Origin of the sequence: Aurantimonas sp. HBX-1, from assembly GCF_021391535.1 — a bacterium.
Classification (GTDB): domain Bacteria; phylum Pseudomonadota; class Alphaproteobacteria; order Rhizobiales; family Rhizobiaceae; genus Aurantimonas.
Genome location: NZ_CP090066.1, coordinates 1704706 through 1717821, shown reverse-complemented (window position 1 = coordinate 1717821; position 13116 = coordinate 1704706). Strand labels below are relative to the sequence as shown.

At 69.3% G+C, this 13116-nt stretch carries 13 protein-coding genes; 2 read left to right on the top strand and 11 right to left on the bottom strand.

Annotation, left to right across the window (positions count from 1 at the left end; translation table 11 throughout):
- Positions 1–165: 165 nt before the first annotated feature.
- From LXB15_RS08150 to LXB15_RS08100, 11 genes are all read right to left on the bottom strand, one after another.
- Positions 166–816, bottom strand: coding sequence for a protein-L-isoaspartate(D-aspartate) O-methyltransferase (locus LXB15_RS08150; RefSeq protein WP_233952310.1), 651 nt, complete (start codon positions 814–816; stop codon positions 166–168).
- The gene (gene surE, locus LXB15_RS08145; protein WP_233952309.1) at positions 813–1568 is read right to left on the bottom strand and encodes a 5'/3'-nucleotidase SurE; all 756 of its coding nucleotides are present in this window, start codon (positions 1566–1568) and stop codon (positions 813–815) included. Before surE ends, LXB15_RS08150 begins: the two co-directional genes overlap by 4 nt.
- Positions 1568–2851, bottom strand: coding sequence for a serine--tRNA ligase (serS, locus tag LXB15_RS08140; RefSeq protein WP_233952308.1), 1284 nt, complete (start codon positions 2849–2851; stop codon positions 1568–1570). Before serS ends, surE begins: the two co-directional genes overlap by 1 nt.
- Positions 2852–2899: 48 nt before the next feature.
- Entirely contained in the window at positions 2900–3673 is a 774-nt protein-coding gene (tatC, locus tag LXB15_RS08135; protein ID WP_370640215.1) for a twin-arginine translocase subunit TatC, read from the bottom strand.
- Positions 3674–3714: 41 nt separating this feature from the next.
- A complete protein-coding gene (gene tatB, locus LXB15_RS08130) occupies positions 3715–4170 on the bottom strand; it encodes a Sec-independent protein translocase protein TatB (protein ID WP_233952306.1) in 456 nt (151 codons plus the stop codon).
- Positions 4171–4246: 76 nt separating this feature from the next.
- Positions 4247–4480: a twin-arginine translocase TatA/TatE family subunit gene (locus tag LXB15_RS08125; RefSeq protein WP_233952305.1), complete on the bottom strand. Its 234-nt coding sequence runs from the start codon at positions 4478–4480 to the stop codon at positions 4247–4249.
- 45 nt (positions 4481–4525) lie between these two features.
- Positions 4526–5638 carry an ABC transporter ATP-binding protein gene (locus tag LXB15_RS08120; protein WP_233952303.1) on the bottom strand — a complete coding sequence of 371 codons (1113 nt, stop codon included), beginning with the start codon at positions 5636–5638 and terminating at the stop codon, positions 4526–4528.
- 82 nt (positions 5639–5720) lie between these two features.
- Positions 5721–6746: a beta-N-acetylhexosaminidase gene (gene nagZ / locus LXB15_RS08115; RefSeq protein WP_233952301.1), complete on the bottom strand. Its 1026-nt coding sequence runs from the start codon at positions 6744–6746 to the stop codon at positions 5721–5723.
- Between the two features lie 119 nt (positions 6747–6865).
- Positions 6866–8701 carry an SPOR domain-containing protein gene (locus tag LXB15_RS08110; protein WP_233952299.1) on the bottom strand — a complete coding sequence of 612 codons (1836 nt, stop codon included), beginning with the start codon at positions 8699–8701 and terminating at the stop codon, positions 6866–6868.
- A gap of 91 nt (positions 8702–8792) precedes the next feature.
- Positions 8793–10538: an arginine--tRNA ligase gene (gene argS / locus LXB15_RS08105; RefSeq protein ID WP_233952298.1), complete on the bottom strand. Its 1746-nt coding sequence runs from the start codon at positions 10536–10538 to the stop codon at positions 8793–8795.
- Between the two features lie 110 nt (positions 10539–10648).
- Entirely contained in the window at positions 10649–11863 is a 1215-nt protein-coding gene (locus LXB15_RS08100) for a deoxyguanosinetriphosphate triphosphohydrolase (protein WP_255696803.1), read from the bottom strand.
- Between the two features lie 106 nt (positions 11864–11969).
- Here LXB15_RS08100 and erpA point away from each other — a divergent pair, with 106 nt between their 5' ends.
- Complete coding sequence (gene erpA / locus LXB15_RS08095; RefSeq protein ID WP_233952296.1) at positions 11970–12311, top strand: iron-sulfur cluster insertion protein ErpA; 342 nt, start codon at positions 11970–11972, stop codon at positions 12309–12311.
- A gap of 7 nt (positions 12312–12318) precedes the next feature.
- Positions 12319–13098, top strand: coding sequence for an exodeoxyribonuclease III (gene xth, locus LXB15_RS08090; protein WP_233952294.1), 780 nt, complete (start codon positions 12319–12321; stop codon positions 13096–13098).
- The last annotated feature ends 18 nt before the right edge of the window (positions 13099–13116 follow it).

Genomic DNA, 13116 nt, shown 5'->3' with positions numbered 1-13116 from the left:
GTCCCTTGCACGCAGAAATTCGCTTTCGGGAGCATTGAAGCGCGTTAATGTTACTGCCGGGTTAAGTCGCTGGTCTCGGACGACGAATTCCGCCGCGAGGCGGCATTGCTGCAGCTCCTTGTGCCCCGGAAACACACCGCTGGGCGCCGCGCTCCGGTTTCGGGCTCAGAGAACCTCTGCGGTGCCGAAGGCGAGCGGCTGGTAGCGCACCGGCCAGAGGTCTTCCCGCTCGAATCGGCTGCCGACCTTTCGCAGCCGCACCAGCGACTGCTCGCCGTCGCCGGGCCCGATCGCGCAGATCAGCACCGCCTGCATGCCGAGCTGTTCGAGGAACTGCCGGGGAACGGCAGGGAACGCCGCATGGACGATCGCCCGGTCGAACGGGGCGCCGCCGGCGAACCCGTCCCGGCCGTCCTCCAGGAACAGCGAGACATTGGTGACGCCGATCTGCTTCAGGCGACTGCCGGCTGCCTCGACCAACCGGCGAAAGCGGTCGAAGGAGGAGACGTGCGCCGTCATGCGGGCGAGAAGCGCCGTCACGTAGCCGCTGCCGGTGCCGATCTCCAGGACCCGATGCTCCGGCTCCGGCTCGAGCGCGGCCACCAGACGCGCCGCCGCGAGCGCGCCCGGCATCGTCTCGCCGCAGGCCAGCGGCGCGCTCCGGTCCTCGTAGGCGTCCTCGACGCTGTCGGGAACGAACAGCCGCCGCGGCACAGATGCCACGGCCTGGTGCAGGGCCGGACCGCCGATCCGCTGCGAGCGCAAAGCCAGCAGGAAGGCTGCAAGGTCCTCGCGGTCGCGGCCTTCGGGATTCATGCGAACAGGGCGCCGAGGTCGTCGCGGAGCTCGTGCGCCGTCAGGTCGAGCTGCAGCGGGGTCACCGATATGCGGCCGGCCTGGAGCGCCCCGATGTCGGAGTTCTCGACTTCCGGCCCGGCCTGGCGACCGAAGGTCAGCCAGAAATACGGGAAGCCCCTGCCGTCGCGTCGTTCTTCCATGCCGAGCGAGTAGTCGAGCTTGCCCTGCCGCGTCACCGAGACGCCGGCGACCGCATCCGCCGGGACGGCGGGGAAGTTGATGTTGATCAGGTGGCCGGGCGGCAGCGGGAAGCCGGCCAGGCGCCTGAGGACCGCCGGCGCGTGGCGCTCGGCGGTTTCCCACAGCGCCTCGCGATCCCGCCCGGGCGTGAAGGCCTGGCTGAGCGCGATCGAGCGCAGGCCGAGCATCGTGCCCTCCATGGCGCCTGCGACGGTGCCGGAATAGGTGACGTCGTCGCAGATGTTCTGGCCGGCATTGACGCCGGAGAGGACGAGGTCCGGCGGAGAGTCCATCAGCCGCTTGACCGCCATGATGACGCAGTCGGTGGGCGTGCCGGACAGCGCGTAGCGCTTCTCCGAGACCTCGCGCAGCCGCAGCGGCGAGGACAGCGTCAGTGAATGCGACAGGCCGCTCTGGTCGGTCTCGGGAGCGACCACCCAGACGTCGTCGGTCAGCGTCTGGGCGATCCGCTCCAGCACCGCCAGTCCCTCGGCATGGATGCCGTCGTCATTGGTCAGGAGCAGCCGCATCAGGACGCTCCCCCGATCCGCTCGATCCCGGCCATGTAGGGCCGAAGCACGGGCGGGATGGTGATGCTGCCGTCCTCGTTCTGGTAGTTCTCCATCACCGCGATCAGCGCCCGTCCGACGGCGACGCCGGAGCCGTTCAGCGTGTGGACGAACTGGGTCGCCTTGTCGCCCTCGGCGCGATAGCGCGCGCCCATCCGGCGGGCCTGGAAGTCGCCGCAGACCGAGCAGCTGGAGATTTCGCGATACGCGCCCTGCCCCGGCAGCCAGACTTCGATGTCGTAGGTCTTGCGGGCGCCGAACCCCATGTCGCCGGTGCACAGCGTCACCACCCGGTACGCCAGGCCGAGACGCTTGAGCACTTCCTCGGCGGCGCCGGTCATGCGCTCATGCTCGTCGAGCGAGGTGTCGCTGGTGGTGATCGAGACCATCTCGACCTTGTAGAACTGGTGCTGGCGCAGCATGCCGCGCGTGTCCCGCCCGGCCGATCCGGCTTCCGAGCGGAAGCACGGGGTCAGCGCCGTCACCCGCATCGGCAGTTCCGCCACGTCGATGATCCGCTCGCGGGCAAGATTGGTCAGCGGCACTTCCGCCGTCGGGATCAGCCAGCGCCCTTCCGTCGTGTGGAAGAGGTCCTCGGCGAATTTCGGCAGCTGGTTGGTGCCGAACAGCGCCTCGTCGCGCACCAAGAGCGGCGCGGCGATCTCCTGATAGCCGTGCTCGGTGGTGTGGAGATCCAGCATGAACTGGCCGAGCGCGCGCTCGAGCCGCGCCAGCGCGCCCTTCAGGATCGTGAAGCGGGAGCCCGAGATCTTCGCCGCCTGGTCGAAATCCATGAGGCCCATGGCCTCGCCGAGCTCGTAGTGCTCGCGCGGCTTGAAGCCGAAGTCCGGGCGCTCGCCGACCCGGCGCAGCTCGACATTGTCGGCCTCGTCCCTGCCGACCGGCACGTCCTCCAGTGGCAGGTTCGGGATGCGGGCCAGCGCGTCCTCGAGCGAGCCGTCGAGCCGGCGCTCGGTCTCCTCGCCGTCCTGGATCTCGGCCTTGATCTCGGCGATCTCCGCGATCAGCCGTTCGGCCAGCGCCTCGTCACGCGTCGCCTTGGCCTTGCCGATCTCGCGGGAGGCCTCGTTGCGGCGGTTCTGCAGCTCCTGCAGGCGCTTCAGATGCTCGCGGCGAGCCTCGTCGAGCCTGATGAGATCGGCGGCGGCAGGCGGGGCGCCGCGGCGCGCCAGCGCCTCGTCCAGCCTGTCCGGATTGTCGCGTATCCACTTGATGTCGAGCATGAAATTCCCGTTCCCGTCGAAATGCGACGGGACGCGGTCCGGCGGGTCTCAGCCTTCGGCTTCAGCCCCGTTGCCGCCGAGCGCCTCGGCCGCCCGCTTCTTCTCGATCATCCGCGCCACAATGATCGACACCTCGTAGAGAAGGATCGTGGGCAGGGCAAGACCGATCTGGGAGACCGGATCCGGGGGCGTCAGGATCGCCGCCGCGACGAAGGCGATGACGATCGCATATTTGCGCTTCGACGCCAGGCCCTCGGCGCTGGTCAGGCCCGCCCGTACCAGCAGCGTCGCCACGACGGGCAGCTGGAACACCAGGCCGAAGGCGAAGATCAGCGTCATGATCAGCGACAGGTATTCCGAGACCCGGGGCAGCAGCTGGATCGCCGCCTGGCCGCCGGTGCCGGTCTGCTCCATCGACAGGAAGAACCACATCACCATCGGGGTGAAGAAGTAGTAGACCAGCGTCGCCCCCATCAGGAAAAGCACCGGGGTCGCGACCAGGAACGGCAGGAAGGCGTGGCGCTCGTTGCGGTAGAGACCGGGCGCGACGAACTTGTAGATCTGGCTCGCGATGATCGGGAAGGCCAGGAACAGCCCGCCGAACGCGGCGATCTTCACCTGGGTGAAGAAGAACTCCTGCGGCGCGGTGTAGATGAGCTCGACCTGACGATCGTCGATGCCGGCCCAGACGGTCGCCGTCTGGTAAGGCACGACCAGGAAATTGAAGATTTCCTTGGCGAAGAAGAAGCAGCAGATGAAGGCGATCATGAAGCCGACGATGCTCCAGATCAGCCGTCGTCGCAGCTCGAGCAGATGCTCCATCAGCGGCGCCGACGAGGCCTCGATATCGTCCTTGGGTGCACTCACGCGGCGTCCTCGGTCTTGCGGGCCTTGGCCTCGCTCGTCGACGCCGCGTCGGCATCGGTGGTCGCTGCCGCTGGTGCGGCTGCGCCGGTTTTCTCCGGCTCGGCAGGCTCCGCCGGTGCCGAGGAAGACGGCACCTTCGGCTCGGGCGCCTTGGTCGCCGCGGTCAGCGATGAACGGATCTCGTCACCGATCGCCTTCATCGGGTTCATCGCCGCCCGGACGTCTTTCGTCGGGTCGAACTTCTTGGCGTCGGCCACCGTCTGGCGGACCTCGTCCAATTCGGCCTCTCGCAGTGCGTCGTCGAACTGGCGGCGGAAATCCGAGGCCATCGAACGCACCTGCTTGGTGGTGCGACCGAACGTCCGCAACATACGCGGCAGGTCCTTGGGGCCGACGACGACCACAAGGACGATCGCGATCACCAGTAGTTCGGTCCAGCCGATATCGAACATGTCATTAACTCGAAGGCGACCACGGGAGACGGCTGCGGAGCGGCACGCCCCGCGCCCTCCGCCGCCGTTCGGCCTGTCAGCTGACCGACTTTTCCGTCTTCACGTCGCGGGCGACGACATCGCCTTCGCGATGGTCGAGCGCACGGCGCTCCTGGGCGGCAGCTTCGGTGTCCTCTTCGGACATGCCCTTCTTGAAGCTCTTGATGCCCTTGGCGACGTCACCCATCAATTCAGGGATCTTGCCCCGGCCGAAGAGGAGCAGCACGACGGCGAGGACGATGAGCCAGTGCCAGATGCTGAAGCTACCCATAACCAATTCTCCTATGAGCGCGTGAGCGCGCTCGCTTTCGCCATGCTAACGATCGTCGGCGGACTTTTCAAACACGATAACGTCCTGCGGATCAACGGAAACAACGACATCCCGCTTGTGCGCCGGTACGATTCCGGCCCGCATCCGTGACCGCAGCGGCTTGTCGAGCCCCTCGACGGCCACGGTCATCAGATCGACCCCGCCGAGGAAGCGCCGCGCCGTTATGCGCCCGAACACGCCGCTCGGCCGTTCGTCGAGCCGCAGGCCGGTCAGCCGCAGGGCGACCGTCACCCGCGTACCGTCGGATGATGGCGAGTCTGCGACGGGGCCGAGCGCCGTCACCACCCGTCCGCCGCGCACCTCACCCTCGACGACGTTCAGCTCCGAGAAGAAGCCGGCCGCGAAGAGACTGGCGGGCCGGCTGTAGAGTTCGGCCGCCGTGCCGACCTGCACCAGCCGCCCGTCCCGGAGCAGCGCGATGCGGTCGCCGAGCCGCATCGCCTCCTCCGCGTCGTGGGTGACGATGATCGCGGTGGCGCGGCTTTCGCGCAGGATCTGCAGCGTGTCGTTGCGCACCACGTCCTTCAGCCGGCTGTCGAGGCCGGAGAACGGCTCGTCCATCAGCAGCACCGACGGTCGCGGCGTCAGAGCGCGGGCGAGCGCGACGCGCTGCTGCTCGCCGCCGGACAGCGTGTGCGGATACTGGCCGGCGACGCTCGCGAGTCCCACCCGCTCGAGCGCGACCAGCGCCTCGCGCCTGGCCGCAGCGCCGGGCATGGCGGTCAGCCCGAACCGCACGTTGTCGAGGATCGTCATGTGCGGAAACAACGCGAAGTCCTGGAACATCAGGCCGATGCCGCGCCGCTCCGGCGGGACGAACACCGCGTCCCCGGCGATCTCACGGCCGTTGAGCACAAGCCGCCCGGCGCTCTGGCGCTCGATCCCCGCCGCCACCCGCAGCATGGTGGTCTTGCCGGAACCGGAGGGGCCGAGCAGGCACAGGACCTCGCCCGGCTCGGCGGTCAGGTCGATGCCGTCGAGGATGCGGACGCTGCCCACCGAGTGCGAGACATTCTCGAAGGCGAGGCGCGCGGCGAAGCTGACGCCGGCACTGGTGCGAAGGGCAGTCGGGGAAGTGACGGTGTCGTGGTCCTGCAAGTCCTGGCCCGCTCGCTCGCTTCCAGCGCGCACGGCGCCGGCGAGGCCTTCGCTATCGCTTCGCCGGCCCTGCCGCAACATCTCAGGCGATGCGGCTCATCAACTCCTGGTACTCCGCCCGCAGCGCCGCCTCGTCGCTCGCGCCTGCCATGCCGCGCGCGATCACGGCCTCGGCGTCGCGCGCCCGGCGCTCGGCGTCGCCCGCCAGCGGCCCCGCCGCCGCGGCGATGCGGCGCATCTCGTCCATCTCACCGTTGCAATGCAGCAGCACGTCGCAGCCCGCCTCACGCGCCCGGCGCCCCAGATCGGCGAGGTCGCCTGCCAGCGCCTTCATCGACATGTCGTCGGTCATCAACAATCCGTCAAAGCCGATCTCGGTGCGGATCACCTTTTCGATCACGATCGGCGACAGCGTCGCCGGCGCGAGCGGGTCGATGTCGGTGTAGAGGATGTGGGCCGTCATCGCCGCCGGCAGGCTGCGCAGCGCCCGGAACGGCGCGAAGTCGGTCCGGGAGAGTTCATCGCGCGGGGTGGCGACGACCGGCAGCGCGTGATGGCTGTCGGCATTGCCGCGGCCGTGGCCCGGGATGTGCTTCATCACCGGCAGCATGCCGCCGGCCATGAGACCTTCCGCCACCGCCCGGCCCAGCACCGCGACGACATCCGGCGATTCGGCATAGGCACGATCGCCGATCACCGAGTTCGCACCCGGGACCGGCACGTCGACGCAGGGAATGCAGTCGGCGTTGATCCCGAAAGGCATCAGGTCGCCCGCCAGCAGCCGCCCCTGCAGCCAGGCCGCCCGCTCGCCGGCCGCCGCGTCGGCCGCGTATAGCCTGCCGATGTCGGCGGGCGTCGGATAGCTCGGCGCCAGCGGCGGCTTGAGGCGGTTGATCCGCCCGCCCTCCTGGTCGACGAAGATCGGGGTAGTGGCCCGCCCGCCCGCTTCACGCAGTTCCGCGACGAGGTCGGCGAGCTGGCTGCCGCTGGCGATGTTGCGGCCGAACAGGATGAAGCCGTAGGGCCGCTCGCCGGCGAAGAAGGCGCGCTCCTCCGCCGACAGCCGCTGCCCCAGGGGGGCGGCGATCCACGCCTTCGATCCGCTCATGCTGCACTCCGGGGACGCTGCCGCAGCGCCGCAATCGCGCCCGCTCGGCTCGCCCGATGATGATGTGGGGGAGAAGGCCGGCCCCGAGGACCGGCCGAGTAGGCCGAGCGTCGCGACGCCTAGCGCGACACGAAGCAGCTGCCGCCGGCGGACTTCAACCGTTGGCATAGATCGTTGGCCTCGCTCTTCGACGCGGCGGCAACCCGGACCCGGTGGTAGGTTCCCTTGCCCGGAATGTCGGCCGATTGGATCACCAGGCTGCGCCCGCCGATCACCTCGGCGAAGCGCTGGCCGAGCGTCCGCGACGATTCTTCGGCGGCCTCCCGCGATGGCTGCGAGGAGATCTGGACGTAATAGCCGCCTTCAACCACAGGCGGCGTCGCGGGGGCGAGCGCCGCGACTTCCGTCGCCGGCTCCGCGGCGGGAACCGCCTGCGGCTCGGCCGGGGCTGCGGCAGCGACCTGCACCGGAGCGGCCGGCGTGGCGGCCGGTGCCGTCGCCATGTCCGGCGCTTCCGCAACGGGGGCCGCCGCATCGGCGGCGGGCTGCTGCGCCGTCGTCCCGGTCGACAGCGAGTCGAGCGGCCGGGAGGCGGCCTCGATCAGCGCCGGGTTCTCGCCACGCAGCTCGGCCAGCGAGGTCGACGGCACCTCTTCGGTGGCGACCAGCGTGCCGTCCGGGTTGACCGTGAGCGTGCGCACGCGCCGCGGCGTGAGCACCGCGATCGGCGAGTTGTCGGCGCCCGCCTCGGCCGTGCGGGTCGGCTCGGCGGCAATGGCGGCGCCGATGGGATTCAAGTCGACGCCCGGCAGATCGGACAGTTCCGGCTCCGTCTGCGGCAGGTCCGCAGGCTCCTCGGCGGCCGTCAGCAGCGTCTGCTGCGACGGCTCGACAACGGCGCCGGCGCCCTGGACGCGCTCGTAGACCGCCTTGTTCTGATTGGGAACCGCGCGGCCGCCCGGATCCTTCGGCGCCACCTTGACCGGCTCGGCATCGGCTTTGACGATCAGCGGCGCATCGTACACGGTCCCGCCGTCACCGGTGAGCATGTAGACGCCGGCACCGCCGACCAGCGCGATGACCGCCAGGCTTGCGCCGACGCTCATCATCCGCCGCGAGACCGGCATCTGGCGACCGGCCGACGAGGCAGCGGTCACGGCAGCAAGCCCGGCCCGACGGCCGGACACAGCCTGCCGGCGGGCGGCGCTCGCCGTCTGGCGCGCCTCCGGGGCCGAAGGCATGGCATCATCGTGGCTGGAGGCCGGCTCGCTCCCTGCCACCGCCTTGGTCGCCGCACCGCGGCTCTCGACAGAAGCCGGCGGCGGCGCCTGCATGGCGGCCAATTCGCTGGCGACCAGTGCGTCGAAGTCGTCGAAAAGCTGCGCCGTCGGCTCGGATACGTCCGGGCCGGACGCTCTCGCCGGGGCGAAGGCCTCGCTTTCCTGGAACCTTGCATCGCGCGGATTGGCCGGGGCCGACAGTCCGCGGAACGCCGCCTCGAGAACCGGGTCGGAGACATCCTCGTCGGCGAGGATCGGCGACACGGGCGCGGGCTGCGAGGCGGCCGGAGTCGGCGACACCGTCGCGACGGGGGACCGCGGTGCCGGGGAAATCCAGTTGGAATAGGAAGCGGCGACCTTGGGGGTGGCGCTTGCCGCGGCGGCAACGGGCATGGCCGCGACGGCCGGAGCGGCCCTCGGCGCATCGCGCGACAGTTCCTCGTCGAGGGCTCCGGCGAACGCATCCATGTCGAGGTCGAAATCGGCGTCGAGACTGACATCCGGAGCGGCGTCGGCATTGCCGAACTGCCAGTCGTCCGAGGGCTGCGCCGGCGTGGCCGCAGGCCGCCTCGCCTCGGGCGCATCGATCAGTCTGGCGAGTTCAGCGAAAGGATCGTCCTCGAACGGATCGGCCTGCATGCCGATGCCGCGATCGCCGCCCGTCAATTCCCCCATCGACATCGTCCCCGCCTGTTCCCCTCGCGCCGGAGGCCTGAGGCCACCGTGTTCCAGCGCTAGGAGAGGAAGTTGACCAAAGCGTGATGGCTCATCGCATTTCTTCCGGAGCGTCGGCACCGACAAGGCCGAGTCCTGTTTTGATGACGATGGCCACCGCTCGAACCAGAGCCAGTCTAGCCTCAGTCACTTTTGGCCCCTCAGGGTTAACAAACCGTAAGTGCGGCAAGTCCTTGCCGCGATTGTACTGGGCATGGAACGTCGCGGCGACGTCGTAGAGGTAGAACGCCAGCCTGTGCGGCTCCTTGGCCTCGGCGGCGGACGCGATCAACCGCGGGAACTCGGCGAGCTTGCGGATCAGGCCGAGTTCGCCCTCGTCCGTCAGGCACGCGAGATCCATATCGCCGACGCGGCTGAAATCCGGCGCCGCGACGCCCGTCTCGGCCGCCTGGCGGAAGATCGCGGCGGCACGGGCGTGGGCGTACTGCACGTAGAAGACCGGGTTGTCCTTCGACTGTTCCGTCACCTTCTCGAAGTCGAAGTCGAGCGGTGCGTCGCTCTTCCGATAGAGCATCATGAAGCGCACCGGGTCGCGGCCGACTTCCTCGACGACGTCGGCGAGCGTGACGAAGCTGCCCGAGCGCTTCGACATGGTCACCGGCTCGCCGTTGCGGAACAGCTTCACCAGCTGGCAGAGCACCACGTCGACATGCGCCGTCCCGCCGGCGACAGCCCGCGCCACCGCCTCCAGGCGCTTGACGTAGCCGCCATGGTCGGCGCCGAGCACGTAGACCATCTCCTGATAGCCGCGCCGGAACTTGTCCCGGAAGTAGGCGACGTCGGCGGCGAAATAGGTGTAGGTGCCATCCGACTTCACCAGCGGCCGGTCCTGGTCGTCGCCGACCTCGGTCGAACGCAGCAGCGTCTGCTCGCGATCCTCCCACTCTTCCGGAACCTGGCCCTTCGGCGGCGGCAGCGCGCCCTGGTAGATGAAGCCCTTGGCGCGCAGATCCTCGATCGCGGCCTCGATCAGGCCGTCGTCGTGCAGCGTGCGCTCGGAGAAGAACACCGCGTGCTCGACGCCGAGCAGCTTCAGGTCGGAACGGATCATCGCCATCATCGCGGCGATCGCCCGGTCACGGACCAGCGGCAGCCACTCGGCCTCGTCCATCCCCGCGAGCGTGTCGCCGAATTCGGCCGCCAGCGCCTCGCCCACCGGCTTCAGGTAGTCACCGGGATAGAGCCCGGCGGGGATGTCGCCGATCGCCTCGCCCCGCGCCTCGCGGTAGCGCAGGAAGACAGACCGGGCGAGGACGTTCACCTGCTCGCCGGCGTCGTTGATGTAGTACTCGCTGGTGACATCGGCGCCGTCGAAGGCGAGGATGTTGGCGATGGCGTCCCCGACCACGGCACCGCGGGTATGGCCGACATGCATCGGACCGGTCGGGTTGGCGGAGACGTATTCGACGTTCACCGACCGGCCGGTCGGCTTGCCGCGCCCGTAGTCCGCACCGGCCGCGAGGATCTCGGCGAGATGGCCCGTCCAGAAGGACGGCTTCAGCCGCAGATTGATGAAGCCGGGCCCGGCGACTTCCGCCGTCTCGACGTCCGGATCGCGGGCGAGCCGCGCCGCGATCTGCGTCGCGAGTTCCCGCGGCTTCGCCCCGAGCGGCTTGGCCAGCACCATCGCCGCATTGGTCGCCAGATCGCCGTGGGTTGCGTCCCGCGGCGGCTCGACGGTCACCCGTGAGAGGTCTTGCGCTGGCATTTCGCCATGCGACAGAACGGCTTCCACCGCGACTCTCACCCGGTTCTCGAAATCGGCGAAGATGTTCATCTGCGTGCCTTGCATCTTTCCGGGAGCGTCCGGGCCGGGCCTGATTGTCTGCGTCCACGCGCGGCGATCGATCGCGCCTGTGCCGACGGGCCTGAAGGGAGACTGGCCGGCTAGCGCAAACGCGGCGTGGCGTCAAACAGCCTCGCATGCTCGGCGAGCGCGTAGGTGTCGGTCATCCCGGCGAGATAGTCCGACACCCGGCGCGCCAGCCGGTCCTCCCCGAGCCGGTCGGACGCGACGCTCCAGGCGCCGGGCATCAGGTCCGGCCGCTCGATCAGCCGGTCGAAGAGGTTCTCGACGATGCCCTCGGCGGTCCGCATGACGCGCATCACGCTGTCGTGGCGGTAGACCCGCTCGAACAGGAAGCCCCGCGTCTGGTCGACGGCCGCCCGCATCGGCGCCGAGAAGGCGACCAGCGTCCGGTCGGCGCCGCGGATCGCCGACGCGTCGGCGGGTTCCAGCCTGCCGATCCCGGCGACCGTCGTCTCGATGACGTCCTCGACCATGCGGGTGATGTGGCGCCGCATGATCTCGTGCGCCGTGCGGGCCTTGTCGAGATGGGGATAGGCCGCCCGCACTTCCGCGAGGATTGCGCCCGCGAGGTCGAGCCCGGCCAGGTCGTCGAGGTCGATCAGCCCGGCCCGCAGCCCGTCGTCGAGATCGTGGGTATTGTAGGCGATGTCGTCGGAAATCGCCGCGGCCTGCGCCTCGAGGCTGGCGAAACTGCCGAGGTCCAGCGGGAACAGCTGGTCGAAGTCCGCGATCGGCCGCGGCACCGGGCAGCCCGCCGGCGCATGCGGCCCGACGAGCGGCCCGTTGTGCTTGACGAGGCCTTCCAGCGTTTCCCAGGCGAGATTCAGCCCGTCGAACTCGGCGTAATGGCGCTCCAGCGCGGTGACGATCCGCAGCGACTGGGCATTGTGGTCGAATCCGCCATAGAGCCGCATCCGGCGGTCGAGGGCCCGTTCGCCCGCGTGGCCGAACGGCGTGTGGCCGAAATCGTGGACGAGCGCGATCGCCTCGGTGAGGTCCTCGTCGAGCCGCAGCGCGCGGGCGAAGGCGCGGGCGATCTGCGAGACCTCGATCGTATGGGTGAGTCGCGTGCGGAAATGATCGCCCTCGGTGGCCACGAAGACCTGCGTCTTGTGCTTCAGCCGTCGAAACGCGGTGGCGTGGACGATGCGGTCGCGGTCGCGCTGGAACGGCGTGCGGGTCGGGCTCGCCGCCTCGGCGAACAGCCGGCCCCGCGACTCCTCCGGCTGCACAGCATAGGCGGCGCGCGCCAGGCCGCCCATCCCGATCTGTGCGATCGTGTTCACTTGCATGGGAAACGATGTGTCCCGATTGACCGGCCTCTCCCCGGTCCATACTTAGGGAAGAGCCCGCGAACAAGGAGCGGCGCCGGCGTGAGCCGCTGCGCCGATTTGCCAGATGAGCGACACCGCCACCTTACCCGTGACGATTTCCGATAATGCCGCCCGGCGCATCGCGGCGATTCTCGCGCGCAGCGCGGACGCCGACTCGCTGCGCATATCGGTAGAGGGAGGCGGCTGTTCCGGCTTCTCCTACAAATACGACCTGACGCGCGAGCGCGAGGAGGACGACCTCGTGCTCGAGCGCGACGGCGCCCGGGTGCTGATCGACCAGGTATCGCTGGCCTATCTCGAAGGCTCGGTGGTCGATTTCGTCGACGACCTGATGGGACAGTCCTTCCAGATCCGCAATCCCAACGCGGTCGCCGCCTGCGGCTGCGGCACCAGCTTCTCGGTCTGACGCGCCGGTGATCATCGCCACCTGGAACATCAATGGCGTCAAGGCGCGCATTGACGGCCTGACCGCGTGGCTCGCCGCGCGCTCGCCCGACATCGCCTGCCTGCAGGAGATCAAGAGCGTCGACGAGACCTTCCCGCGGGAGCCGATCGAGGCGCTCGGCTACCATGTCGAGACGCACGGCCAGAAGGGCTTCAACGGCGTCGCGCTGCTGTCGAAGCAGAAGCCGCTGTCGATCGAGCCCCGCCTGCCCGGCGACACGGCGGACGAGCATTCGCGCTTCATCGAGGGAGTCTGGGACTACGCGGGCCAGCCCTTGCGGGTCGCGTCGCTGTATCTGCCGAACGGCAATCCGATCGGCACGGACAAGTTCGCCTACAAGCTCGCCTGGATGGAGCGGCTGGAGACCCACGCCAAGGCATCGCTGGCACGCGAGGAACTGCTGGTCCTCGCCGGCGACTACAACGTCATCCCGGAGCCGGCGGACGCGTCCAATCCCGCGGCGTGGCGCGACGACGCGCTGTTCCAGCCGGAGACCCGGGCGGCCTACCGGCGTCTCCTCAATCTCGGGCTCGCCGACGCGATCCGGGCGACGACCGATGCAGCCGGGACCTATACGTTCTGGGATTATCAGGCCGGAGCCTGGCAGAAGAACAACGGCATCCGCATCGACCACCTGCTGCTCTCGCCGGAGGCGCAGGCGCGCCTCGTATCAGCCGGCATCGACAGCCACGTCCGCGGCTGGGAAAAGCCATCCGACCACGTGCCGGTGATGATCGAACTCGCCTGACGACAGCCGGACGAGAGC